A 25619-nucleotide genomic window follows, 5' to 3' on the forward strand; every position below is an offset into this window, starting at 1 on the left:
CCCAAAACTTTGAGTTATTAACCCAAAGAGATTTGTACTTCCACGCCTGCCGCAAGATCTAGTTTCATTAGAGCATCAACTGTTTTTTCAGTTGGTTCAACAATGTCTAGAACACGTTTGTGTGTACGGATTTCATACTGATCACGCGCATCTTTGTTTACGTGTGGAGAAATCAATACTGTGTAACGCTCTTTGCGAGTAGGAAGTGGAATCGGTCCACGTACTTGCGCACCTGTGCGTTTCGCTGTGTCCACAATTTCTTGTGTTGAAGCATCGATCAGACGATGATCAAACGCTTTCAAACGAATACGGATTTTTTGGCTTTGCATTTCCAACTCCAAATACAATGTTTTGATAACTTAACTGTACATTTGTTAAGCTAACATCCTTTTTTAAGGACGGCGAATATTAGCTATTCGAAAACTGGTTGTCAAGTAACCAATTCTGAAAGAATAAAATTTGCCAACAAATAAAAAAGGCCACTCGAAAATCGAGCGGCCTTTTCCTAGCTCTTAACAATTAATTCGAAGAATCAATTATTTTAGAACTTTAGCTACAACGCCCGCACCAACTGTACGACCACCTTCACGAATCGCGAAACGTAGACCTTCGTCCATCGCGATTGGGTGAATTAGAGTAACAGTCATCTGGATGTTATCACCAGGCATAACCATTTCAACGCCTTCTGGAAGCTCACAAGCACCAGTTACGTCAGTTGTACGGAAGTAGAACTGTGGACGGTAACCTTTGAAGAATGGAGTGTGACGACCACCTTCATCTTTACCCAACACGTATACTTCTGCAGTGAACTCAGTGTGTGGAGTGATAGAACCAGGCTTAGCCAATACTTGACCGCGCTGAACGTCATCACGTTTAGTACCACGTAGAAGAACACCACAGTTTTCGCCAGCACGACCTTCGTCTAGAAGCTTACGGAACATCTCAACGCCAGTACAAGTTGTTTTCGTAGTATCTTTGATACCAACGATTTCAACTTCTTCACCAACTTTAACGATACCGCGCTCTACACGACCAGTAACTACTGTACCACGACCTTGAATAGAGAATACATCTTCGATAGGCATGATGAATGCACCGTCGATTGCACGCTCTGGCTCAGGGATGTAAGAGTCAAGAGTTTCAACAAGTTTCTTAACAGCAGTAGTACCCATTTCGTTGTCGTCTTCGCCGTTCAATGCCATCAAAGCAGAACCTGGGATGATTGGAGTATCATCGCCTGGGAAGTCGTATTCAGAAAGAAGGTCACGCAATTCCATTTCAACCAACTCTAGCATTTCAGCGTATTCTTCAGAATCCGCACCGCCACAGTCTTCAGCCAACAAGTCAGCTTTGTTTAGGAAAACTACGATGTAAGGTACACCTACTTGACGAGAAAGAAGGATGTGCTCACGAGTCTGAGGCATAGGGCCGTCAGTCGCACCACATACTAGGATCGCGCCGTCCATTTGAGCAGCACCAGTAATCATGTTTTTAACATAATCGGCGTGTCCAGGACAGTCTACGTGTGCGTAGTGACGAGATGGAGAATCGTACTCTACGTGAGAAGTAGAGATAGTGATACCGCGCTCACGTTCTTCTGGAGCATTATCGATACCGTCAAAAGCAACAGCGGTTCCGCCGAATACTTCTGCACATACACGAGTTAGTGCTGCAGTTAGTGTTGTTTTACCGTGGTCAACGTGACCGATAGTACCAACGTTAACGTGTGGTTTATTACGTTCGAATTTACTCTTTGCCATGATACATACACCTTAAGAATTAGTAAGTATGATGATTAATCTTCATTTTTGATGATCGCGTCTGCCACACTAGCTGGTGCTTCAGCGTATTTCTCAAATTCCATCGCATAACTTGCACGCCCTTGCGACAAGCTACGCACGTCGGTTGCATACCCAAACATCTCACCCAAAGGCACTTCCGCTCGAATAATTTTACCAGACGGGGAATCGTCCATCCCCTGTACAAGACCACGACGACGATTCAGGTCACCCATCACATCGCCCATGTATTCTTCAGGAGTAACAACTTCCACTTTCATTACAGGCTCAAGAACGCAAGGGTCAGCATCAACTGCCCCTTTCTTTAAGCCTTGAGAAGCTGCAATTTTAAAGGCCATTTCATTGGAGTCAACATCATGGAATGAACCATCAAACAATACGACCTTGATACCCAATAAAGGGAAACCAGCGATCACACCATTTTTCATTTGCTCCGAAACACCCTTTTCTATTGCAGGGATGTATTCTTTAGGAATAGCACCACCAACAATCTCGTTAACGAACTCAAGTCCTTCCTTATCGGTTGGAATCAACTTCATTACGACGTGACCATATTGACCACGACCACCAGATTGACGTGCAAATTTGTGATTAATCGTCACTTCTTTGCGAATTTTCTCCCGGTAGGAAACCTGAGGCTTACCAATGTTCGCCTCCACCTTGAACTCGCGACGCATACGGTCAACAAGGATATCGAGGTGCAGTTCACCCATACCAGAAATAATCGTCTGCCCGGTCTCTTCATGTGTTTCCACACGAAAAGATGGATCTTCTTGCGCTAATTTACCTAACGCAATCCCCATCTTCTCTTGGTCAGCTTGAGATTTAGGCTCAACCGCAACCGAGATAACAGGCTCTGGAAATTCCATGCGCTCAAGTACCACCACATCCTTCATGTCACAAAGCGTATCACCTGTAGTGACATCTTTCATACCGATAGCGGCAGCGATGTCCCCAGCAAGCACTTCTTTGATCTCTTCACGATTATTGGCGTGCATTTGAACCATTCGGCCGACACGTTCACGCTTCTGTTTCACAGAGTTGTAAACCGCATCGCCTGTTTTTAGTACACCGGAGTACACTCGCATAAAGGTTAGCGTTCCGACAAATGGATCTGTCGCAATTTTAAACGCTAACGCAGAGAAAGGTGCGCTGTCATCCGCTTCACGGGTAACGACGGTCTCACCATCTTCAAGCGTACCTTCAATTGCCTTAACTTCAACAGGAGAAGGCATGTACTCAATAACGGCATCCAGGACAGCCTGAACCCCCTTATTCTTAAACGCAGAACCGCAGGTCACCAAGACAACTTCATTGGCTAATGTGCGAGCACGCAAACCGGCTTTGATATCCTCAACAGACAACTCACCTTCTTCAAGGTATTTGTCCATCAACTCTTCATTCGCCTCTGCAGCCTCTTCTACTAATTTCTCACGCCACTCATTCGCATCATCAAGGAGATCACTAGGAATGTCTTCTAAAGTAAAAGTCATCCCATGATCTTCTTCATTCCAGCGAATCGCCTTCATGAGAATCAAATCAACAACACCTTGGAAATCTTCCTCAGCGCCAATGTTCATTTGAATTGGTACCGCGTTCGCACCGAGACGGTCTTTTAATTGACGTACCACAGAGAAATAATCGGCACCCGTACGGTCCATCTTATTGACGAACACCATACGAGGTACTTCATATTTGTTTGCTTGACGCCAAACCGTTTCAGTTTGAGGCTGAACACCAGAAGAACCACAAAGCACAACCACCGCGCCATCTAGAACACGCAAAGAACGTTCCACTTCAATTGTGAAATCTACGTGCCCTGGCGTATCAATGATGTTGATACGGTGCTGATCGAACTGTTTACTCATTCCGCTCCAGAAGCAAGTTGTTGCTGCTGACGTTATGGTAATACCACGCTCTTGCTCTTGCTCCATCCAATCCATTGTTGCGGCACCATCATGCACCTCACCAATTTTATGGGACAAACCAGTATAGAAAAGAACGCGTTCAGTTGTCGTCGTTTTACCCGCATCAACATGCGCACAGATACCGATATTTCGGTAGCGGTTGATAGGTGTCTTACGTGCCACTGTCTTTGTTGCTCCGGTCTATTAGAAACGGTAGTGAGAGAATGCTTTGTTAGCTTCTGCCATACGGTGAACGTCTTCACGTTTCTTAACAGCAGAACCTTTATTCTCAGATGCATCTAGAATTTCACCTGCTAGACGTAGAGCCATGGATTTTTCACCACGCTTACGAGACGCTTCAACCAACCAACGCATAGACAATGCTGAACGGCGAGCTGGACGTACTTCTACAGGGACTTGGTAAGTCGCACCACCAACACGGCGAGATTTAACCTCAACCATTGGCTGGATAGATTCTAGTGCTTTCTCGAAGATCGCCATTGGATCTTCAGATTTAGCGCGGGTTGCAACTGTGTTTAGTGCATTGTAAACAATGCTTTCAGCTACAGATTTTTTGCCACTAACCATTACATGGTTGATGAACTTAGCAAGAAGTTGGCTTCCGTGTTTAGGATCAGGAAGAACTTCACGCTTAGCGACTACGCGTCTTCTAGGCATGTCTATATCCTCTTCAGGTTCGCCCGAGACAATACAATTATTGCTCGGCCTTACTGTATTAAAAAATTATGTCTAAACGGTGACTTAAGCAGTATTAACTTACTTAGGACGTTTAGTACCGTATTTAGAACGGCCTTGCTTACGATTTTGTACGCCTGAAGTATCCAAGCTACCACGTACTGTGTGGTAACGAACACCCGGTAGATCTTTTACACGACCGCCGCGAATCAGCACTACGCTGTGTTCTTGCAGGTTGTGACCTTCACCACCGATGTATGAAGTTACTTCGAAGCCGTTAGTCAAGCGAACACGACATACTTTACGCAAAGCCGAGTTAGGCTTTTTAGGTGTAGTAGTATATACGCGTGTGCAGACACCGCGGCGTTGCGGACAAGCTTGTAACGCAGGAACGTCACTCTTTGCCACTTTACGTTTACGTGGTTTACGAACCAACTGGTTAACGGTTGCCATTAAACAAGCTCCACAGATCCAATACTTATGGCGGAAATCGCCAAAATTTAGGAGGCGCAAGTGTAATTTGCGCCTATAAAACAGTCAATAGGGAGGCGACTAAAAAATCACCTCCCTCGCGATTTAGCAGCGATTAACTAGTCTTTCAGTGCTGCACTCAGTGCTTCTTCTACATCAGAGGCACTAATTGAGGCACTTCCTTCCTTCGCTGCCAGCGCAAGCTCTTTTTTACGCTTACGCTCATTGTGGTAAGCCAAACCAGTACCAGCTGGAATCAGACGACCTACTACAACGTTTTCCTTCAAGCCACGTAAGTGATCTTTCTTACCAGTTACCGCACCTTCTGTTAAGACTCGAGTTGTCTCTTGGAAAGATGCTGCTGATATAAAGGACTCAGTAGCCAAAGAAGCTTTAGTGATACCTAGAAGTACACGTTCGAACTTGGCAGTAAATTTACCTTCTGCTTCTGCTTTCTCGTTTGCATCTAGAAGTTGAGTTAATTCAACTTGGTCACCTTGGATAAGATCTGTATCACCAGACTCACCAACATCTACTTTACGCAGCATCTGACGAACGATAACTTCAATGTGCTTATCGTTAATCACAACGCCTTGTAAGCGGTAAACTTCTTGTACTTCATTAGTGATGTAATCAGCCAGAGCTTCTACACCTTGAAGACGCAAGATATCATGAGGGCTCAAAGGACCGTCGGCAATGATCTCGCCTTTTGCCACTTCTTCACCATCAAAGATGTTGATTTGACGCCATTTAGGAATCAATGTCTCAATTGGGTCACTGCCATCTTGTGGCGTAACAACCAAACGGATCTTACCTTTTGTTTCTTTACCGAAGCTAACCACACCCGTTGCTTCCGCCATAACAGCTGGATCTTTCGGACGGCGTGCTTCGAATAGGTCTGCCACTCGCGGCAAACCACCGGTGATATCTTTGTTACCTTGTGATTCCTGAGGAATACGAGCCAACACTTCACCAGATTTAACGGTTGCACCGTGATCAAGGCTCAACAATGCTTTTTCAGGCAGCATGTATTGAACAGGAGAATCGGTTCCTGGAATCAATACTGGATTGCCTTCCGCATCTACCACCGAGATCATAGGGCGTAGATCTTTACCTGCTGTTGGACGATCGCGAATTTCCATAACTTCAATGGTGGTTAGACCCGTCATTTCGTCAGATTGGCGACGAATAGTAACGTTCTCTTCCATACCGCTGAACTCAAGACGACCTTCCATCTCAGATACGATTGGGTGTGTGTGTGGATCCCAGTTAGCAACGATTTGACCCGCTGTTACTTGATCCCCTTCACGCACACTCAACACAGCACCGTAAGGAAGTTTATAACGCTCTTTCTCACGACCAGCTTCATCAGCAATCGCCAATTCAGAAGAACGAGAAGCAACAACCAAATGTCCTGTGTGACGCTCGATACTCTTCATTTTATTAAAACGAACTGTACCCGCGCTCTTAACTTGTACACTGTCTACAGCAGAAGCTCGAGACGCCGCACCACCGATGTGGAAGGTACGCATCGTTAACTGTGTACCCGGCTCACCGATGGATTGTGCTGCCACAACACCGATCGCTTCACCGATATTTACTTGATGTCCACGAGCCAAGTCACGACCGTAACACTTCGCACATACTCCATGACGAGTATCACAAGTGATTACAGAGCGGATAAGCATTTCGTCAACACCAGCCGCTTCGATAGTACGAACGTTATGCTCGTCAATCAAAGTACCAGCAGGAAGTACTTCATTGCCCTTAGCGTCCATCACGTCTTGAGCAACAACACGACCCAATACACGATGACCTAGTGGAACAACAACATCACCACCTTCGATCATAGCCGCAACGGAAATACCGTTTGTGGAACCACAATCTACTTCAGTGATAACCAAATCTTGCGCAACGTCTACAAGACGACGCGTCAAATAACCAGAGTTGGCTGTTTTCAATGCGGTATCGGCAAGACCCTTACGAGCACCGTGAGTGGAGGTAAAGTACTGAAGTACGGATAGACCTTCACGGAAGTTCGCTGTGATCGGTGTCTCGATGATGGAACCATCCGGCTTCGCCATCAAACCACGCATACCACCCAACTGACGCATCTGAGCAACACTACCCCGGGCACCGGAGTCGGCCATCATATAAACTGAGTTAAAAGATTGTTGTTCAACCGTTTCACCCGCTTTATTGACCGTGGTCTCTTTTGCCAAGTTTTTCATCATAGCTTCAGTTACGGTTTCGTTTGTACGAGACCATAAATCGATTACTTTGTTGTACTTCTCGCCTTGTGTTACAAGACCATCCGCATATTGGTATTCGATTTCTTTAACTTCCGCTTCTGCTTTCGCGATGATCGCTGCTTTTTCTGGTGGAATAACAAAGTCATCCACACCAACAGAAGAACCAGAGGCTGTTGCGTACGCGAAACCTGTGTACATCAATTGGTCAGCAAAGATACAGCTCTCTTTCAAGCCAACTTTACGGTAACACTCATTGATCAGGTTCGAGATTGCCTTTTTCTTCATGGTTTGGTTAACCACAGAGAACGGTAGGCCATCAGGCACGATATCAAACAGCAAAGCACGACCAACAGTAGTGTCAGCAATGAAAGTAGACGGCACTTTATCACCATCCAATGTCGTATCGACTTGGCTAATGCGTACTTTTACTTTCGCGTGCAATTCAACTTGCTTAGCACCATACGCACGGTGTACTTCTTTGATGTCAGAAAACGCCATGCCTTCACCCTTGGCATTGATTTTCTCACGAGTCATGTAGTACAGACCCAATACAACGTCCTGAGAAGGTACGATGATTGGTTCACCGTTTGCAGGTGATAGGATGTTGTTCGTAGACATCATCAAGGCACGAGCTTCAAGCTGCGCTTCAATCGTCAACGGAACGTGAACCGCCATTTGGTCACCATCGAAATCGGCGTTGTAAGCCGCACACACTAATGGGTGCAACTGAATCGCTTTACCTTCGATCAACATAGGTTCAAACGCTTGGATACCCAAACGGTGAAGTGTTGGCGCACGGTTCAACATCACTGGATGTTCACGGATAACCTCATCAAGGATATCCCACACTTCAGGTGTTTCACGCTCAACCATTTTCTTCGCTGCTTTGATCGTCGTCGCCATGCCACGAAGTTCAAGCTTAGAGAAAATGAATGGCTTGAATAGCTCAAGTGCCATTTTCTTAGGTAGACCACACTGATGTAGACGCAGTGATGGACCTACTGTGATTACAGAACGACCAGAATAGTCAACACGTTTACCTAGCAAGTTCTGACGGAAACGACCTTGTTTACCTTTGATCATATCAGCCAAAGATTTTAGAGGACGTTTGTTAGAACCAGTAATCGCGCGACCACGACGACCGTTATCAAGCAATGCATCAACAGACTCTTGCAGCATACGTTTTTCGTTACGTACGATGATGTCTGGAGCAGAAAGCTCTAACAGGCGTTTTAGACGGTTGTTACGGTTAATCACACGACGGTAAAGGTCGTTCAAATCAGACGTCGCAAAACGGCCACCTTCAAGAGGCACCAATGGACGTAAATCTGGCGGAAGAACGGGCAATACTTCTAGCACCATCCACTCTGGGTTGTTTCCAGAATGATAGAAAGCTTCAACCAGTTTAAGACGCTTAGAAAGCTTCTTAATACGAGTTTCAGAATTCGTGCTGTTTAGCTCTTCGCGCATGCGATTGATTTCTTCAGGCATTTCCAAATCGCGTAGCAACATCTGAACCGCTTCGGCACCCATACGGGCATCAAATTCGTCACCGAATTCTTCTAGCGCTTCAAAGTACTGCTCGTCGTTTAGCAACTGCCCTTTATCAAGCGTTGTCATACCTGGATCGATCACGATGAAAGATTCAAAGTACAGCACTCGCTCAATGTCACGTAGTGTCATATCTAGGATAAGACCAATACGAGACGGTAGTGATTTCAAGAACCAAATGTGCGCAACGGGTGATGCAAGCTCGATGTGACCCATGCGTTCACGACGCACTTTAGACAGAGCCACTTCAACGCCACACTTCTCACAAATAACACCGCGGTGTTTCAAACGTTTGTATTTACCACACAAACATTCATAGTCCTTAATAGGACCAAAGATTTTTGCACAGAACAGACCGTCACGTTCTGGTTTGAACGTACGGTAGTTAATAGTCTCAGGCTTCTTTACTTCACCATAAGACCATGAACGAATCATATCTGGTGATGCCAAGCCGATGCGGATTGCATCAAACTCGTCAGATTGTCCCTGTGATTTTAGAAGACCTAATAAGTCTTTCATGGATATTCGCCCCACTCGTAAGGCCGGGGAGTCTTGCCCCCCAGCAGGTCAAATGTGATTCGTGCTTATTCGGTTTCCAGCTCGATATCGATACCAAGAGAACGAATCTCTTTCACCAACACGTTGAAGGACTCAGGCATGCCAGGTTCCATGCGATGGTCGCCATCGACGATGTTTTTATACATCTTCGTACGGCCATTCACGTCATCCGACTTAACAGTTAGCATTTCTTGAAGCGTGTAAGCGGCACCGTATGCTTCTAGTGCCCATACTTCCATCTCCCCGAAACGCTGACCACCGAACTGAGCTTTACCACCCAGCGGCTGCTGAGTAACCAAGCTGTAAGAACCGGTAGAACGTGCGTGCATCTTATCGTCAACCAAGTGGTTCAACTTAAGCATGTACATGTAACCAACCGTCACAGGACGCTCGAAAGCATCACCAGTACGGCCGTTGAACAACTTAACCTGGCCACTTTCGTTAATGCCAGCCAAGCGCAACATACGTTTGATTTCAGCTTCTTTCGCACCATCAAAGGCACCAGACGCCATTGGAACACCACCTTTCAGGTTATGCGCCAAGGTTAGAATTTCTTCGTCTGTGAAGCTATCTAGATCTTCCGTACGAGCACAACGCAAGTCGCCTTCATAGCCATTGTAGATTTCATCAAGGAAACTACGTAGCTCAGCAACCGCTTCTGCTTTTTCACGCTCTACTGCCAACATTTCGTTGATCTTACGACCCAAGCCTTTAGAAGCAGCACCTAAGTGAGTTTCCAAAACCTGACCAACGTTCATACGCGATGGAACACCAAGCGGGTTCAACACGATGTCTACTGGATCACCGTTCTCATCGTACGGCATGTCTTCAACTGGCATGATCTTAGAGATTACACCCTTGTTACCGTGACGACCGGCCATTTTATCACCAGGCTGGATACGACGTTTAATGGCAACATAGACCTTAACGATTTTAAGAACGCCAGGTGCTAGATCATCACCTGTTTGTAGCTTACGTTTCTTATCTTCGAATTTGGCATCAAGTTCTTTGCGGCGCTCAACCAAAGCCACTTGCGCTTTTTCAAGCTGCTCAGTCGCTTCTTCGTTCGCGATGCGAATCTTAAACCACTCAGGGTGATCAAGATTTGCCAAGTACTCTTCAGTAATGATCGCATTACGCGCCAATCCTGGACCGCCTTCTGCAGGTTGACCAACCAAGGTTTCAGCAAGACGCTCAAACGTAGCTTTTTCAACAATGCGGAACTCTTCATTCAAGTCTTTACGAACTTGATCAAGTTGCGATTTTTCGATGGACTTAGCACGTTCATCTTTTTCAATACCGTCACGAGTAAAGACTTGCACATCGATAACTGTACCGCGTGTACCTGTTTTAACTCGCTGAGACGTGTCTTTCACGTCAGACGCTTTCTCACCAAAGATAGCTCGCAAAAGCTTCTCTTCAGGCGTCAGCTGTGTTTCACCTTTAGGTGTCACTTTACCAACAAGAATATCGCCAGGCTCAACTTCCGCACCGATGTAAACGATACCGGATTGATCCAGCTTAGAAAGTGCGCCTTCACCCACGTTCGGGATGTCAGAAGTGATTTCTTCAGGCCCAAGCTTAGTATCACGAGCAACACACGTTAGCTCTTGAATGTGGATTGATGTAAAACGATCTTCTTCTACAACACGCTCAGAAACAAGGATCGAGTCCTCGAAGTTGAAACCGTTCCAAGGCATGAAAGCAATACGCATGTTTTGGCCTAGAGCCAAATCACCCATATCAACAGAAGGACCGTCGGCCATGATATCGCCAGACGCTACTTTCTCACCCTTCATGACCAAAGTACGCTGGTTAATACAGGTATTTTGGTTAGAACGAACGTATTTCGTTAGGTTGTAGATATCAACACCGGCTTCACCCGCTAGCGTTTCTTCAGAGTTCACGCGAACAACGATGCGGCTTGCATCAACAGACTCAATCTCACCGCCACGGCGAGCAACAATACAAACACCTGAGTCTTTTGCTACGTTCTTCTCCATACCAGTACCAACAACAGGCTTATCAGCCTTAAGCGTTGGTACGGCTTGACGTTGCATGTTCGATCCCATCAAGGCACGGTTGGCATCATCGTGCTCAAGGAACGGAATCAATGACGCCGCCACAGAAACGACCTGACGAGGAGAAACATCCATCAAGTTTACTTTCTCTTTTGGAATCAAAGTGGTTTCGTGCATATGACGCACCTGAACCAACTCATCAACCAAACGCCCTTCTTCATCTACATTCGCAGACGCTTGGGCAATAACATATTTCGCTTCATCGATCGCAGAAACATAGACTGTTTCATCGGTCATCTTGCCGTCTACAATCTTACGGTAAGGCGTTTCCAAAAAGCCGTAGCTGTTGGTGCGCGCGTAAGTAGACAACGAGTTGATCAAACCGATGTTTGGTCCTTCCGGCGTTTCGATAGGACAAACACGACCATAGTGAGTGGCGTGTACGTCACGTACTTCAAAGCCTGCGCGTTCACGAGTAAGACCACCAGGCCCTAATGCAGAAACACGACGCTTGTGAGTGACTTCCGAAAGCGGGTTGTTCTGGTCCATAAATTGAGACAGCTGGCTCGAACCAAAGAATTCTTTGATTGCAGCAGCCACAGGCTTCGCATTCAAAAGATCTTGTGGCATAAGGCCATCTGCTTCTGCCATAGACAGACGCTCTTTAACAGCACGCTCAACACGAACCAAACCAACACGGAATTGGTTTTCAGCCATTTCACCAACAGAACGAACACGACGGTTACCCAAGTGATCGATGTCATCAACCATGCCATTACCGTTACGGATATCTAGCAAGGTCTTAAGAACAGCGACGATATCGTCGTTATCCAAAATACCAAGACCAGTGTCTTCGTCACGGCCTAGACGGCGGTTGAATTTCATACGACCAACGCCAGACAAGTCATAGCGGTCTTCAGAGAAGAACAAACCTTGGAACAAGCCTTCTGCTGATTCTTTGGTTGGTGGCTCGCCAGGACGCATCATACGGTAGATTTCTACCAATGCTTCCAGCTGGTTGTTTGTTGGATCAATACGAAGCGTGTCAGAAATGAATGGACCGTTGTCCAAGTCATTTGTGTACAAGGTATCGATTTCTGAGATACCTGCAGACACTAGTACTTCTAGCAATTCTACAGAAAGCTCTGTGTTTGCTTCTGCAATCAATTCACCCGTAGCAGGGTGAACCAAGTTTTTCGCCGTTACTTTACCAAGCATGTACTCTAGCGGAACAGATAAGCGCTCAAGACCCGCTTTCTCCATAACGCGAATGTGCTTAGCCGTAATACGACGACTTTCTTCAACAATGATTTCGCCGTTAGCATCAGCGATATCAAACAATGCCGTTTCGCCACGAAGACGATTCGCCACCAACTCCATTTCAAAACCGTCACGGGTTAAGAAGAAGCGAGTTGTTTCGAAGAAAGTTTCAAGAATTTGTTCCGTTCCATAACCTAAAGCACGCAGTAAGATAGTTACTGGTAGCTTACGACGACGGTCAATACGAACGAATACGCAGTCTTTTGGATCAAACTCGAAGTCCAACCAAGAACCACGATAAGGAATTACACGAGCAGAATGTAGTAGTTTGCCTGATGAGTGAGTTTTACCACGGTCGTGATCAAAAAACACACCAGGTGAACGGTGTAATTGAGAAACGATAACACGCTCTGTACCGTTAATTACAAACGTACCATTTTCTGTCATGAGTGGAATTTCACCCATGTAGACTTCTTGCTCGCGGATGTCTTTGATGGCCTTGTTAGAGGACTCTTTATCGTAGATGATGAGTCGAACTCGAACGCGTAGAGGTGCCGCGTAAGTAATACCACGCAACTGACACTCTTTCACATCAAACACAGGTTTGCCTAAACGGTAATCGACGTATTCTAGCGCCGCATTGCCGGAAAAGCTGACCATTGGAAAGACAGATTTAAAGGCCCCATGCAGACCTAATTCCCCACGCTCTGCAAGGCTTTTGCCTTCTTGCAGAAAATTACGGTAGGACTCAAGCTGTATTGCCAGCAAGTATGGCACATCCAAAACGGGCGGCAGTTTACCGAAATCCTTACGGATACGTTTTTTCTCAGTATATGAGTAAGCCATCAGCATTCCCCAGCTTGTGCACATTGACGCAAAAGGCCCAAATCAGGCCTTACCATATATGGGAGCGTTATCTCCCACTTGAAAATTCTTTTATGTTTTATTTGAGTTTCTAGAAACCCAAAAAGGCCGGTGACAAAATGTCACCAGCCATTTCGACTTATAGGTCGAAATCTGGAAATACAAGTATCATTACTTGATTTCGACAGATGCACCAGCTTCTTCAAGAGCCGCTTTAAGTGCGTCAGCATCTTCTTTAGAAACGCCTTCTTTAACAGCAGCAGGAGCGCCGTCAACAACAGCTTTAGCTTCTTTCAAGCCAAGACCAGTTGCTGCACGAACTGCTTTGATTACGTTAACTTTCTTATCGCCAGCAGCGGTAAGGATAACGTCAAATTCAGTTTGTGCTTCAGCAGCAGCGCCAGCATCAGCAGCTGGGCCAGCAGCTACAGCAGCAGCTGCAGATACGCCGAATTTTTCTTCCATTGCTGAAATTAGTTCAACAACGTCCATCACAGACATTTCTGCTACTGCATTGATGATATCTTCTTTAGTTAGAGCCATGACTCAGATTCCTAGCATTCTTTTAAAATCACCCGTAGGCGATAAAACAAAATATTTATCAAGAAGGGTTACGGTAAACCGTATTACGCTGCTTCTTGCTCTTTTTGATCGCGAACCGCTGCAAGAGTACGTACAAACTTGCTTGTTGCGCCCTGAATAACACTCATCAGTTTCGCAATAGCTTCGTCGTAAGTAGGCAGTGTTGCCAATCGATCAATGTCGCCAGCTGGGATCAACTCACCGTTGAACGCCAACGCCTTTACTTCAAACTTGTCATTCGCTTTCGCGAACGTTTTCAACAAACGAGCAGCCGCACCTGGGTGTTCGTTAGAGAAAGCGATCAACGTAGGACCAACAAAGCTCTCAGCTAGACATTCGAAGTCAGTGCCTTCAACTGCACGGCGAGCCAAAGTGTTACGTACTACACGTACATAAACACCTGCTTCACGCGCTTCTTTACGTAGTGCTGTCATATTGCTCACGGTAACACCGCGAGAATCAGCAACTACTGCAGACAATGCAGTTTTAGCAGCTTCGCTAACTTCGGCGACAATGGCTTTTTTGTCTTCTAGACCTAATGCCACTGGTTTTCTCCTGGATTAGCAGGGAGATAACTCCCCTATTTTTTACCAACTCTTCGATTGCTCGAAGTACTTGCTGGTGAGTTAGATCCAGTAAATCTGAATCGGGCCACACCATCTGCGCAGGACAAACATTTTTTAACGTTGTTATTAAACCCTAAGGTTCCTGCGGTCTTTGACGGCCTGCACAACATATTAATGAAGGCAGACCCCAAAGCGCATGACTTAAATGCTTACTTCGTAGAAGTAAGAGCACCTAAATCAATTTGTAAGCCAGGTCCCATTGTAGAAGACAAGACTACTTTTTTCATGAAAACACCTTTAGAAGACGCAGGCTTAGCACGACGTAGGTCGGTAAGTAGCGCTTCCAAGTTGCCTCGGACAGATTCAGCAGCAAAGTCGATAGAACCGATGCCAGCGTGAATGATGCCGTTTTTATCTGTACGGTAACGAGCCTGACCTGCTTTTGCATTCTTAACTGCAGTTGCAACGTCTGGTGTTACTGTGCCAACTTTAGGGTTAGGCATTAGACCACGTGGGCCTAAGATCTGACCAAGTTGACCAACGATGCGCATTGCGTCTGGAGAAGCAATTACAACGTCAAAATCTAGGTTGCCGGCTTTAACTTGTTCAGCTAAGTCTTCAAAACCTACAACGTCAGCGCCTGCTGCTGTTGCTGCTTCGGCGTTAGCGCCTTGAGCAAATACAGCAACACGAACATCTTTACCTGTACCGTGAGGCAATACAGTAGAACCACGAACAACCTGATCAGATTTACGTGGGTCAACGCCTAGGTTTACAGATACGTCGATAGATTCTTTGAACTTAACAGTAGAAAGCTCAGACAAAAGAGCAACAGCCTCTTCAACAGAGTACAACTTAGTTGCTTCTACTTTTTCTGCGATCAAACGAGCGCGTTTAGTTAGCTTAGCCATTAGATCACACCTTCAACGTCTAGACCCATAGCGCGAGCGCTACCAGCGATTGTACGAACCGCTGCATCCATATCTGCTGCAGTCAAATCAGCCTGCTTAGCAACAACAATCTCTTCAAGTTGAGCACGAGTAACCGTACCTACTTTTTGAGTGTTTGGACGTGGTGAACCACTCTTAAGGCCTGCTGCTTTCTTAAGAAGAACAGAAGCTGGAGTAGATTTTGTTTCAAATGTGAAGCTACGGTCACTGTATACAGTGATGATAACTGGTGTTGGAAGACCAGGTTCAACGCCTTGTGTTTTGGCATTAAACGCTTTACAGAATTCCATGATGTTCACACCGTGTTGACCAAGTGCTGGACCAACTGGTGGACTTGGGTTCGCTTGACCCGCTTTAACTTGAAGCTTGATATAAGCTTGGACTTTCTTAGCCATTGTATAACTCCAGATGGGTCACTGCCCGAAGGCTACCCGTTCAACAAAATCAGGCTTTTTCAACCTGACTAAATTCCAAATCAACTGGTGTAGAGCGCCCAAAAATAAGCACAGCCACCTTGATTCGGCTTTTATCGTAGTCCACTTCTTCAACGACACCGTTAAAGTCTGCAAATGGACCTTCGTTAACACGAACCACTTCCCCAACTTCAAACAAAGTCTTAGGACGAGGCTTGTCAACGCCATCATTTACGCGTTGCAGAATAGCATTCGCTTCGCGTTCTGTGATTGGAGAAGGTTTGTCCGCTGTACCGCCAATAAAGCCTAATACACGCGACGTGCCCTTAACCAAGTGCCAAGAGTCATCATTCATATCCATTTGGACTAACACATAGCCTGGATAGAATTTTCTCTCACTCTTGCGCTTTTTACCATCTCGAATTTCAACCACTTCTTCGGTTGGAACCAAGATGTCACCAAAATTATCTTCTTGCCCCATGATCTGCACACGTTCGTTCAACGAGCGCATCACGTGCTTTTCGTACCCTGAGTACGCTTGTACTACATACCATCGTTTCGTCACGAGCAACTCCTAACCTATTACCGAAGAAACGATCCAACCAAGGAGCGAATCTACCCCCCATAGTACGAGAGACATAAAAATAACAACCGCTAACACGATTAAGGTAGTCTGTACTGTTTCCTGCCTTGTTGGCCATACAACCCTACGAATTTCGGTTTTCGCTTCTTTAGCCAATGTAAAGAACGCTTTACCTTTCGCAGTCTGCAACGCAACAAAACCAGCAACACCAGCCAAAACCAGAATAGCGATCAAGCGATACAATAGTGACTCAGCAGAAAAATAGTTATTACCGACAACGCCAACCGCAACCAGTAAAATAACAATCGCCCACTTAAATACGTCTCCGCGAGACGCTTGAGCTTCAGTACTCGATCTCATACTTTCAGGTAATCCCTAACTAAGAAATAGGATACGAAAAATGGCAGGCCAAGAGGGACTCGAACCCCCAACAGCCGGTTTTGGAAACCGGTGCTCTACCAATTGAACTATTGGCCTACAATCGTATGGGCGGAGGATGATACCCGTCTTTGCAAAAACTAGCAAGGGTATTCGCCCAAAAAACAGACAATAAAAAAGGCGGATCAACCACCTATCTTTGCATTGAAAATGCTGGAGCTCATGAGCAGATTTGAACTGCCGACCTCACCCTTACCAAGGGTGTGCTCTACCAACTGAGCTACATGAGCTTGGAGCGGGTAGCGGGAATCGAACCCGCCTCTTCAGCTTGGAAGGCTGAGGTAATAGCCACTATACCATACCCGCAAATGGTGGAGGGAGGTGGATTCGAACCACCGAAACTTTCGTGGCAGATTTACAATCTGCTCCCTTTGGCCACTCGGGAACCCCTCCACGACTCATCGCTACTTGCGTAACACCCCAAAAGGTGGGAGCCATTATATGAATCACGTTTCTAATTGCAAGCACTAACAAGGATTTTTTTCTAACTTTATCATCATCTTGGTTAAATCGAACTGAGCTAGAAAAGCATTCCAGTCTTCTTCATTGATAGACTGCTCAATGGTGATCTGATGCAAGGAAACGGTACGCATATGATCGTAGACATTCACCGTATAACCCGACAAGGTTTGTATCCTTTCTCGCGCCTGTTCCGCCCGACCTTTTTCGGAATACAAACCTAAAGAAATACGATTTTTCATCTCTTCTCGAGTAATAATAAAACTATCGATGGATTTGCTTGCCAAATCTTTCACTATTTCGGTGGCGCGCTGCTTGGTTGCAGGCGCATCAATGTACAGCCAGAATTTAGGACGCTTGCCTAGCGTCTCCCCTTCTTTGTAGGCCCAGCCGAACGCTTTTAACGTTTTGACTATTTGCGCTTCATCGCCACTTTTCTCGGTTTCAATACGCGGACAGAAGACGCCATCAGTAGCACCTTGGGCCACAGTGGAGGCTGCAACCGCTTGATTAAGCGCCTCTTCCATTTGTTCGGTTTGCGTTTTCTCTTTGACCTTGTCCTCCTCGCTAGGCGGCTCAGACAACAAACGAATGCTTTCACTCACCGGCGGCGCGTACACCGCTTGTTTGGGCTGTGCAGCGTTATCCTGAACAAAGCTATTCCAACTCAGAAAAGCCGCGTTCGCCAACACAAATAGATAAAAAAGCCACTTCACATTTGCGCCCTCAAACAATCATCGCCCACGAATTTTGCTCCCTTTGCCACCAGGTGTTGCTCTTGGCTGGCATCAATACCCAGCGCATCGAAGAGCGATTTAGCATCGCCCCCCGTTACCACCCAAGTAAAGTGTTGATAGTCTTTGTAGATACGCTCAAGAAAGCCCAGAGCCATTTCATGACACCCTTGTGCAACCGCTCTAGCGGTAGAATTCGGTAAGCCGTCTGTCATGACTTTTTCCTCTGGCGTATAGCGGATACGCGCCGTTTTAGACAATAACGACGCCTCCATCATTGCTAACCCAGGCGTAATGTAACCACCTAAATGTTGCCCGGCTTTGTTTACCATATCGACTTTTATCGCGGTACCAGCGTCCACCACAACCACATCACCACCAAACAAATGGTAACTCGCTATCACAGTTAACCAACGGTCTACACCCAACCGATGCGGCTCTTGATAGGCATTACGCACACCACAAGCTTCAGCGACGCTACTAAGCTCAACCCAATGAGCATTAGGGTAAGACGCCTTCAGTTGCTGTTGTAACGCTTCACCGTCTTCTGACGAGCGCACGCTGGCAAAATAAACCGCGTCAGGTACAAAGCCTGTTTGCTTGGCAATATCCTCATCACGCACTTGCCAAAGAATGTTATCAGCATCAAACGCCGTGTATTTGATACTGGTATTACCCACATCAACGATCAATACTTTAGCGACGACGGACACTCACCTCTCCCCCATGCAATGCGACCAACACCCCATCTTCTTCTACCAACAGCGCACCGCTTTCATCGATACCACGAGCAATACCCATTCTCTGTTGGGAAATAGAACTGACCGTAATTGGCTGATTAAATAGGACATCGTGAGCCTGCCAAACGGCCTGATAATGCTTCATGCCATGACCTTCTTCAAAACACTCACACACAGCGACCAACTCATTGGTTAGGTCTGCAAGAATTTGGTTACGACTTGGCGTACGACCCAGGCGAGATGCCAGATCCGTCCATGGCTGATCAACATCAACCATCACTTCTTGCGTCATTTCTACATTTAGGCCAATACCAATAATGACATTGCAAACATCTTCATCAACGACCATTTCCAGTAGAATGCCACACACTTTTTGACCATCAATTTGCACATCATTTGGCCATTTTAAGCCAGGGTTCGGGATGCCAAGTTTTTTAATGGTTCGCGCTACTGCGACACCCACTGCAAGACTCAACCCTTCCACAACACTAGGGCCGCCTTCAAAACGCCAAGCAAACGACATTGTAACGTTCTTAGCAACGCCGGATGCCCATTGGCGACCACGACGCCCTCTGCCGTTAAGTTGTCGCTCAGCGGTCACTAGAACAGGTAATGCCCCACCTTCGGTAATATGTTGCTTCACGTCACTGTTGGTCGACTCTGTTTCAAACAGAATCTTGCGTACCACATCCGTATTTATCCCTGCCGCTTCTAACGCAGCTTCTGATAGCAGCTCTAATGGTTCTGGCAGCCGGTAGCCGCGACCTTTCACAGAGTGTACTGTCACCCCAATACTTTCTAATTTTTTTAATTTTTTCCACACCGCGGCTCGCGTCACACCAATAGCTTCACCAAGCTCTTCACCAGAATGAAACTTACTGTCACTTAAAAGAGATAATACTCTTTGCATTTATTTATACTCCAATCGTACTGGCATCGGCGCTGAAAAACGCAGCAAACTCTTGCCCTTTTTCAAGCTGCAACCAATTTTCTGCGGGATAATCGCACTGCTGATCTACCGCATGAAGCGCATAAGCATGACGAGATGTATCCGAGCGGTTTGCGTAACTAAGGTGAGGAAACTCACCATTTAAAATAACCAATGACCCTTTTGGCACCGGCATGGCAACCAATTCATCAGGCTGCCAAATGTGCTCTTTCAGCGTCACCATTGTGGTCTCTGTAGCGGCAGGAGAAACACGCTCAAAACGCGTTAACAGGCCTTGTCTGTGCCCACCAGGAATCCCCCACAAACACCCATTTTCAAGCGTTGCATCCTCAAGAGCAAACCACAATCCCACCACACTCATAGGCGTAGTATAGAGAAAGGTACTGTCTTGATGACAATTAACTTCTCCACCAATGCCTGGCTGCTTAAAGATATACATAGATTGCGCCGCTCTCGGCTCTACCATGCCCAACTGTTCAAGCAACCCTTTCCAGACGGAAGATAAGGAGAAGGCTTTGAACAGATCATCCTGCGTATGCAGCCCATGCCCTACCTTGTTAATCGATAGTGGCAGTGCTTGTTTAAGTTCGCCCAGGGCATCAAATGCGTCTTCTTCAAAGAAGTAGGAAATTTTGTTTGCCGACGCCATAAAGTACTGATCAGTATGCCGAGTTTGTTCATTCGTAGTAAAAATAGAACGTACAGAATTCGGGTCAAATTCCGTCATCAACTGCGACATTCTCTTTTTTAGCGCCTCACAGACAACCCCAGAGACCGCTGACTCGATCACTAGAAAGCCGTTTTCGTGATAATCCTCTACTTGCTCTTGGCTCAAGGTCAGCACGTCTAAATCGAGTGGATTATTTGCCCCCATAGGTATCGCCTCTTATTTGTCTGATCTTTCTACTCTAAATAAGCCGTCGCCTGAATAAAGTTAGACACCTGCTTCATCAAGGACTCAAAAAGAGGATTCCATGAGATACGTCCGGCATGGTCACTTTTTTCCGACAACGCCGCTGACTTTTCACCAAACCAATTATTCGTATCACTACGACACGCCTGATATTTTACCGGCTCATCAAGATACCAACCACAAATCCGGTAGGAGCCGTTTGCCCCGTAGTAGGGATTATTGGGATCACCGTGAATCGACATATGAGACAACCCCAGAATACGTTGCTCTGGCCAATTCGTATTATAGATCCTCACTCGATCTGTATTGGCATTACTTTGCAGTCGGCTATAGAGCAACATCTGACTTTTTGGGCTAATCATGGCCTCATGGAACACAGACTCACTCACCGATGCGTCCACTGTTTGATCATCTTCAGACAGCGCCATAAACACAGGAATGGGTTGTGGGTTATCTTGCAAAGTATTACGTGCTTCTTTCGCTAAACGGTACGCGGAAGCAATGGCAGGCACAGGAATAGAAGCGTATTTGGCAAAATCATCCGTTGGGTAATTATCTAACCAATCTTTAAAGTAAGAAAGCAAGGGTGAGAACCAATCAATGCCGCTGTTGATTTTAAATAAAGGCGAAAACAGCAACACACCGGAAACCGCATCTGGATGCAGCCAAGCGTATTCTGCCGCCAGAGCACCGCCAGTCGAAAACCCGCCAACATAGAATACATCCACTTCTTTTTGAAAGGTGTCTGCCGCATCCCGAAAGGCTGTGCGCCAATCATCTTCATTTACTTGAAGTAAATCCGCAGAGCGCGTGCCATGTCCTGGCAATAAAATAACCCGTACTTGGTAACAGGCTTTTTGCAAAGCAAGCGCAGCGTCGCGCATAGAAAAAGGAGAATCAGAAAGGCCATGAGACAGCAACACACCTATTGTCGAATAGGTGCCACACTGTTGAGGATCGGGCCGTAGCTCAAACGGCATCACGGCAGCGAGCTCATTGGCCGAGTTTTGAGGGTTAATCCATTCTTTATGAGCGCTCAAAAATAGTCTAGCGCGTGATTCATAGGTCGAAAAGTCTTCACCAGATTTTGATAAAAAAACATCCTTGCCATCTGCGGCCCATACGGGAAACATCATCACACACAGACACCAAAATACAATTTGTTGTCGCATGATTCATCCTTATTAAAGTCGTTAAATACTATGATCCTACCAAAGTCCCAGAGAGAAAACTCTATGCTATTATTCTTTCTTCTCTAGCCTGAATAAAAAACCCTTCGATGCAGACTCAAGCACTGACCGTAGAACGCGTTCCCGCTCTTTGGTTCTTACTCGTAAAGAAGTTTTACCAACAGTATTATCCGAGCGGAAAACCCAACAAAGCCGATCCAATTTGGGTCCTAAAAGAACAAGCAGCCATTATTGCAGCGGTGCGCCTTAAACAGTTTCCAAATTATCAGTTATTAACCGCCATGGTAACCAAGCCGGCGCTGCGAGGAAAAGGAATCGGAAGCCATTTACTGAGCGGCATACACGACGCCTTAATTGAAAAACCTTGTTACTGCTTTGCTTTTTCTCACCTGGCGACTTTCTATCAGAATAATGGCTTTAGCGTGATCACAGCAGAGCAACTCCCCCTGGAACTGCAACAGAGATTCACCGCCTACACTGCACAAGGCCGGCAACTCACACCAATGCTCTACTGCCTCAATGCTCCCAACCCCAAAACAAAAAAAAGCGTCAGTGGTTAAACTGACGCTCTTACAATAAAAGAATTGTCTCTCACTGTTATTTCAAATGACCGGCATTATGCAAGGCTCTGTCTTTCGCTGCTGGCGGATTCCATTGATACTGCCACGTTTCCGATAAAGGCTGCCCATTCGCTTCCAAGTACACTCGCATGTTAATCGGATTCGACGTCGCATCAGGCGGTACCAAATCAAACATCACACGGTAACCATCAATAGAATGCAAGGGACGAGCAGATTCGATTTCCACCTTACCTTTCGATGTCGTAATTATCGCTTTTACTTTTGTGTCTTTGCCTAACATAGCCAAAGATCCGCCGGCAAAATCAACCACAAAACGCTTACTGTAATAATGACGTTTTTTACCAATCACACCACCAATACCAGTGAACGTATCCACGACTCGAGCACGGGGTGAGTGAACCGGCGGGTGACTTCCCCAATACATATTGTAGCTATACAGCAATTCTTGACCTGGCTTAATCGGTTTCGCCGGATTCCAGAAGGCCACAATATTATCAAACGTTTCATCCAAGGTCGGAATTTCTACCAACTGAACAGAACCCTTACCCCATTTGCCAATAGGCTCAATCCACAAGCTTGGGCGCTTCTCATAGAAAACCCCATCGTCTTGATAATGGTCAAAGTTTCGGTCACGCTGCAACAAACCAAACCCTTTAGGATTCTCATCACTGTAAGCATTAAACCTTAAGTTCTTAGGGTTGCCCAAAGGACGCCAAATCCACTCACCGTTACCCGTCTGCATGGCCAGACCATCGGAATCATGAATCTCTGGACGCCAGTCATAGCCTGTTCGACGGTCATTTTCACCTATCATAAACATACTGGTCATTGGCGCGACACCTAAGCGCTCAATCGCTTTTCTAGGGTAAATAGCCGCATCAACTTTCATTTTAAACGGTTCGCCTGGCGACATATCAAAACGATAAGCCCCTGACACACTAGGCGAGTCCATTAGTGCATAAACAGTCACCACATCGGAACCAGGCTTTGGTTTCTCTAGCCAGAAATTGGTAAAGGTTGGGAATTCTTCAGGGTGAGGAAGCGCAGTATCAACGGCTAATCCACGCGCAGAAAGGCCATACTGCATCTCACTGCCTACCGCACGGAAATAGCTCGCCCCCAAAAAGGCAACCACGTCACGCTGCCAGTCCGTCGCAAACTGCATTCTAAAACCCGCGAAACCAAGGTCTTTAGGCAGCTTTTTACCATTCACTTTAGACTGACCATACTCAAACATAGAGGACGAATAAGGAATAGGCGTCGACTTTCCATTTTCAAGTTCATTCATATGGATTGGCGTGTCAAAACCTAGGCCGAGATGAAACAATTCAGTGCGAAACTCTGTGTCATCTTTCGTCCACAACGCTTTTTCTTTATTGAAATGAATCTGTTGATAGTCATCCCAATCCAAACTTTTTAGGCTTTTAGGCAACTCACCTTTATGACTTTGATAAGGTTGAGTTGCTAACTGTCTCGCATAGCCTTTCAACCAAGCATAGTTAAACGCTTCGCCGGCTTTTGGCTCCGCTGGCTCAGAAGGCTGCGCGGCACAAGCCGTCACACTGAACAACACACCAACAGTCAATAACGAACGACTGGCTAAACGCTGCAGGCGATTCGCAGTTTTCGTTTTTCGGGATTGTGTCCCGACCAAGTGAGAACCCTTCACAGGCTCTGAAAAACAATGAAGATTCATAAGCTGACTCTATCCATTTAACATTAACGCCTATAGTAGCGAATTCCCTACTGGGCGTGTGTTCGGGTATGGTAAATATTTAATACATTAATTGTGATAATACGAAATAAAACCTTACGTTCGCATAAGAAAGTCACGAGATAACCACTTTATTACACACCTCATTCCCGTCTTTATAATGGTTTAAATCAACCGTAATGCAGCAATCTAAAACAAACAATATCAGTGCATAACTAGCAAAGTTATTAACAAGCCACTAGGCTACAAAGCATTGTGGATAAAGATGAAGTTAGCTATTAACTCGATGGAAGACTGACAGCTTGCCATCATTAGTTTGAACTCTAAGTATTTTTAACGTTAGTATAACAAACGACTAATTGCATAATTGAAGGAGTAGCAACATGGATCTGATTAGAATCGTCTTCGCCATTCTACTGCCACCTTTAGGTGTATTTTTACAAGTAGGTATCGGTGGGGCATTTTGGCTCAATATCTTATTGACGTTACTAGGCTATATTCCAGGAATTATTCACGCGATATACATTATCGGAAAGCGTTGATAAGTAAGCGAAAGAACAAGAAACAACCCCCTCTAACTCCCCCTTGGCAGGGGGAGGACTATTTCAAAGCCCAGCTAGTTTGCTGGTTACGACTAGGGGCAGTGTGAGAGGTTCTCGTAGCTAAAAGGGGTCAGATCCCTTTAAACAGAAGAGCAAGAAACGGCCGTTCTACTGAAGCAGAGAGCCCAACGGTTGCGACTAGGGTCAGAGCCCTTAAACATCAAGTGATGTGGTTGGTTGAACGCTGTGCGACTTTTTAAGGGGTCTGACCCTGCGCAATCAGTGTAGAGGTTCTTGTTTTTCATCTGTGCTGACGCGTCGAGCTTGCGAGACAGGCGCAAGCAAATGGAAGAACAAGAAACGGCCGTTTTACTGAAGCAGAGAGTCCAACGGTTGCGACTAGGGTCAGAGCCCTTAAACATCGAGTGATGTGGCTGGTTGAACGCTGTGCTACTTTTTAAGGAGTCTGACCCTACGGACGGTATGTGCAATCAGTGTGAGAGGTTCTTGTTTTACCGTATCTTTAGAGAGCCGCTGACGCGTCGAGCTTGGCTCTTTAGAAAGTGATGGCGCAAGCAAATGGAAGAACAAGAAATGACTTTTCGTAGGGGGTTAACTTAATTTCAGGCATAAAAAAAACCCTGACAGCGTTAGCTATCAGGGCTTTCTTAATTATAAGCTTGACGATAATCCGCTCTCACATGCGTTCCTTCATAAGAGCCCCACACGGGTGTGAGGTTATTATGCAGTGGAACGAAAAAACCCCACCCTGCGTAGCAGGATGGGGCTTCTCTTAATTATAAGCTTGACGACGACCTACTCTCACATGGGATCCCCCACACTACCATCGGCGATGACGCTTTTCACTTCTGAGTTCGGGATGGGA

General features: G+C 46.0%; 21 protein-coding genes, 4 tRNA genes and 1 rRNA gene. 2 read left to right on the forward strand and 24 right to left on the reverse strand.

Features of this window, described 5'->3' with window-relative positions; genetic code table 11:
• Window positions 1–17: 17 nt before the first annotated feature.
• From rpsJ to ACIGBN_RS16180, 22 genes are all read right to left on the reverse strand, one after another.
• Entirely contained in the window at window positions 18–329 is a 312-nt protein-coding gene (gene rpsJ, locus ACIGBN_RS16075) for a 30S ribosomal protein S10 (protein ID WP_012071937.1), read from the reverse strand.
• A gap of 207 nt (window positions 330–536) precedes the next feature.
• Window positions 537–1760: an elongation factor Tu gene (gene tuf / locus ACIGBN_RS16080; protein ID WP_133004503.1), complete on the reverse strand. Its 1224-nt coding sequence runs from the start codon at window positions 1758–1760 to the stop codon at window positions 537–539.
• A gap of 35 nt (window positions 1761–1795) precedes the next feature.
• Entirely contained in the window at window positions 1796–3889 is a 2094-nt protein-coding gene (fusA, locus tag ACIGBN_RS16085) for an elongation factor G (RefSeq protein WP_133004504.1), read from the reverse strand.
• A 21-nt stretch (window positions 3890–3910) separates the two neighbouring features.
• Window positions 3911–4384, reverse strand: a complete 474-nt coding sequence (rpsG, locus tag ACIGBN_RS16090) for a 30S ribosomal protein S7 (RefSeq protein ID WP_133004505.1) — start codon at window positions 4382–4384, stop codon at window positions 3911–3913.
• Between the two features lie 99 nt (window positions 4385–4483).
• Window positions 4484–4855, reverse strand: a complete 372-nt coding sequence (rpsL, locus tag ACIGBN_RS16095) for a 30S ribosomal protein S12 (protein ID WP_013659444.1) — start codon at window positions 4853–4855, stop codon at window positions 4484–4486.
• A 137-nt stretch (window positions 4856–4992) separates the two neighbouring features.
• Entirely contained in the window at window positions 4993–9195 is a 4203-nt protein-coding gene (gene rpoC, locus ACIGBN_RS16100; RefSeq protein WP_133004506.1) for a DNA-directed RNA polymerase subunit beta', read from the reverse strand.
• Window positions 9196–9260: 65 nt separating this feature from the next.
• Window positions 9261–13361 (reverse strand): DNA-directed RNA polymerase subunit beta, encoded by a 4101-nt coding sequence (gene rpoB, locus ACIGBN_RS16105; RefSeq protein ID WP_133004507.1) that lies wholly within the window; start codon window positions 13359–13361, stop codon window positions 9261–9263.
• Window positions 13362–13550: 189 nt separating this feature from the next.
• The gene (gene rplL, locus ACIGBN_RS16110; protein WP_133004508.1) at window positions 13551–13922 is read right to left on the reverse strand and encodes a 50S ribosomal protein L7/L12; all 372 of its coding nucleotides are present in this window, start codon (window positions 13920–13922) and stop codon (window positions 13551–13553) included.
• A gap of 83 nt (window positions 13923–14005) precedes the next feature.
• The gene (gene rplJ, locus ACIGBN_RS16115) at window positions 14006–14506 is read right to left on the reverse strand and encodes a 50S ribosomal protein L10 (RefSeq protein ID WP_133004509.1); all 501 of its coding nucleotides are present in this window, start codon (window positions 14504–14506) and stop codon (window positions 14006–14008) included.
• A 230-nt stretch (window positions 14507–14736) separates the two neighbouring features.
• Complete coding sequence (gene rplA, locus ACIGBN_RS16120; protein WP_133004510.1) at window positions 14737–15438, reverse strand: 50S ribosomal protein L1; 702 nt, start codon at window positions 15436–15438, stop codon at window positions 14737–14739.
• Window positions 15438–15872, reverse strand: a complete 435-nt coding sequence (gene rplK / locus ACIGBN_RS16125) for a 50S ribosomal protein L11 (protein WP_133004511.1) — start codon at window positions 15870–15872, stop codon at window positions 15438–15440. Before rplK ends, rplA begins: the two co-directional genes overlap by 1 nt.
• Window positions 15873–15921: 49 nt before the next feature.
• The gene (gene nusG / locus ACIGBN_RS16130; RefSeq protein ID WP_133004512.1) at window positions 15922–16455 is read right to left on the reverse strand and encodes a transcription termination/antitermination protein NusG; all 534 of its coding nucleotides are present in this window, start codon (window positions 16453–16455) and stop codon (window positions 15922–15924) included.
• Between the two features lie 9 nt (window positions 16456–16464).
• The gene (gene secE / locus ACIGBN_RS16135) at window positions 16465–16833 is read right to left on the reverse strand and encodes a preprotein translocase subunit SecE (protein WP_115898940.1); all 369 of its coding nucleotides are present in this window, start codon (window positions 16831–16833) and stop codon (window positions 16465–16467) included.
• 41 nt (window positions 16834–16874) lie between these two features.
• A tRNA-Trp gene (locus ACIGBN_RS16140) sits at window positions 16875–16950 on the reverse strand.
• A 115-nt stretch (window positions 16951–17065) separates the two neighbouring features.
• A tRNA-Thr gene (locus tag ACIGBN_RS16145) sits at window positions 17066–17141 on the reverse strand.
• 1 nt (window position 17142) lies between these two features.
• Window positions 17143–17217, reverse strand: a tRNA-Gly gene (locus ACIGBN_RS16150).
• A 3-nt stretch (window positions 17218–17220) separates the two neighbouring features.
• Window positions 17221–17304 (reverse strand) — tRNA-Tyr (locus tag ACIGBN_RS16155).
• A 74-nt stretch (window positions 17305–17378) separates the two neighbouring features.
• Window positions 17379–18086, reverse strand: coding sequence for an SPOR domain-containing protein (locus ACIGBN_RS16160; protein WP_133004513.1), 708 nt, complete (start codon window positions 18084–18086; stop codon window positions 17379–17381).
• On the reverse strand, window positions 18083–18817 hold the full coding sequence (locus ACIGBN_RS16165) for a type III pantothenate kinase (RefSeq protein ID WP_396666548.1): 735 nt from the start codon (window positions 18815–18817) through the stop codon (window positions 18083–18085). The genes ACIGBN_RS16160 and ACIGBN_RS16165 overlap by 4 nt, the downstream gene beginning before the upstream one ends.
• Window positions 18801–19754, reverse strand: a complete 954-nt coding sequence (locus ACIGBN_RS16170; RefSeq protein ID WP_396666550.1) for a biotin--[acetyl-CoA-carboxylase] ligase — start codon at window positions 19752–19754, stop codon at window positions 18801–18803. The genes ACIGBN_RS16165 and ACIGBN_RS16170 overlap by 17 nt, the downstream gene beginning before the upstream one ends.
• Before the next feature lie 4 nt (window positions 19755–19758).
• Window positions 19759–20667, reverse strand: a complete 909-nt coding sequence (locus ACIGBN_RS16175; protein WP_341565345.1) for a phytanoyl-CoA dioxygenase family protein — start codon at window positions 20665–20667, stop codon at window positions 19759–19761.
• Window positions 20668–20696: 29 nt separating this feature from the next.
• On the reverse strand, window positions 20697–21878 hold the full coding sequence (locus ACIGBN_RS16180; RefSeq protein WP_396666552.1) for an alpha/beta hydrolase: 1182 nt from the start codon (window positions 21876–21878) through the stop codon (window positions 20697–20699).
• 107 nt (window positions 21879–21985) lie between these two features.
• On the opposite strand from ACIGBN_RS16180, the gene ACIGBN_RS16185 reads away from it, so the two are divergent.
• Window positions 21986–22456 (forward strand): GNAT family N-acetyltransferase, encoded by a 471-nt coding sequence (locus ACIGBN_RS16185; protein WP_396666554.1) that lies wholly within the window; start codon window positions 21986–21988, stop codon window positions 22454–22456.
• A 37-nt stretch (window positions 22457–22493) separates the two neighbouring features.
• Here ACIGBN_RS16185 and ACIGBN_RS16190 read toward each other — a convergent pair whose 3' ends face one another.
• Complete coding sequence (locus ACIGBN_RS16190; protein WP_396666556.1) at window positions 22494–24173, reverse strand: glucan biosynthesis protein; 1680 nt, start codon at window positions 24171–24173, stop codon at window positions 22494–22496.
• A 401-nt stretch (window positions 24174–24574) separates the two neighbouring features.
• On the opposite strand from ACIGBN_RS16190, the gene ACIGBN_RS16195 reads away from it, so the two are divergent.
• Entirely contained in the window at window positions 24575–24733 is a 159-nt protein-coding gene (locus tag ACIGBN_RS16195) for a YqaE/Pmp3 family membrane protein (protein WP_133004520.1), read from the forward strand.
• 803 nt (window positions 24734–25536) lie between these two features.
• Here the strand turns inward: ACIGBN_RS16195 and rrf are convergent.
• Window positions 25537–25619 (reverse strand): 5S ribosomal RNA (rrf, locus tag ACIGBN_RS16200); the annotation flags it as partial.

Source organism: Marinomonas sp. NPDC078689, assembly GCF_044542435.1.
GTDB lineage: Bacteria > Pseudomonadota > Gammaproteobacteria > Pseudomonadales > Marinomonadaceae > Marinomonas > Marinomonas arenicola.

Coding starts and splice junctions, on each gene's coding strand:
- ACIGBN_RS16175 (WP_341565345.1), bottom strand. CDS start 20,667: ATGGGGGCAAATAATCCACTCGATTTAGACGTGCTGACCTTGAGCCAA.
- rpsG (WP_133004505.1), bottom strand. CDS start 4,384: ATGCCTAGAAGACGCGTAGTCGCTAAGCGTGAAGTTCTTCCTGATCCT.
- ACIGBN_RS16180 (WP_396666552.1), bottom strand. CDS start 21,878: ATGCGACAACAAATTGTATTTTGGTGTCTGTGTGTGATGATGTTTCCC.
- secE (WP_115898940.1), bottom strand. CDS start 16,833: ATGAGATCGAGTACTGAAGCTCAAGCGTCTCGCGGAGACGTATTTAAG.
- rplA (WP_133004510.1), bottom strand. CDS start 15,438: ATGGCTAAGCTAACTAAACGCGCTCGTTTGATCGCAGAAAAAGTAGAA.
- ACIGBN_RS16195 (WP_133004520.1), top strand. CDS start 24,575: ATGGATCTGATTAGAATCGTCTTCGCCATTCTACTGCCACCTTTAGGT.
- rpsL (WP_013659444.1), bottom strand. CDS start 4,855: ATGGCAACCGTTAACCAGTTGGTTCGTAAACCACGTAAACGTAAAGTG.
- rpsJ (WP_012071937.1), bottom strand. CDS start 329: ATGCAAAGCCAAAAAATCCGTATTCGTTTGAAAGCGTTTGATCATCGT.
- rpoB (WP_133004507.1), bottom strand. CDS start 13,361: ATGGCTTACTCATATACTGAGAAAAAACGTATCCGTAAGGATTTCGGT.
- rplK (WP_133004511.1), bottom strand. CDS start 15,872: ATGGCTAAGAAAGTCCAAGCTTATATCAAGCTTCAAGTTAAAGCGGGT.
- ACIGBN_RS16190 (WP_396666556.1), bottom strand. CDS start 24,173: ATGAATCTTCATTGTTTTTCAGAGCCTGTGAAGGGTTCTCACTTGGTC.
- rpoC (WP_133004506.1), bottom strand. CDS start 9,195: ATGAAAGACTTATTAGGTCTTCTAAAATCACAGGGACAATCTGACGAG.
- tuf (WP_133004503.1), bottom strand. CDS start 1,760: ATGGCAAAGAGTAAATTCGAACGTAATAAACCACACGTTAACGTTGGT.
- ACIGBN_RS16185 (WP_396666554.1), top strand. CDS start 21,986: ATGCAGACTCAAGCACTGACCGTAGAACGCGTTCCCGCTCTTTGGTTC.
- ACIGBN_RS16170 (WP_396666550.1), bottom strand. CDS start 19,754: ATGCAAAGAGTATTATCTCTTTTAAGTGACAGTAAGTTTCATTCTGGT.
- rplL (WP_133004508.1), bottom strand. CDS start 13,922: ATGGCTCTAACTAAAGAAGATATCATCAATGCAGTAGCAGAAATGTCT.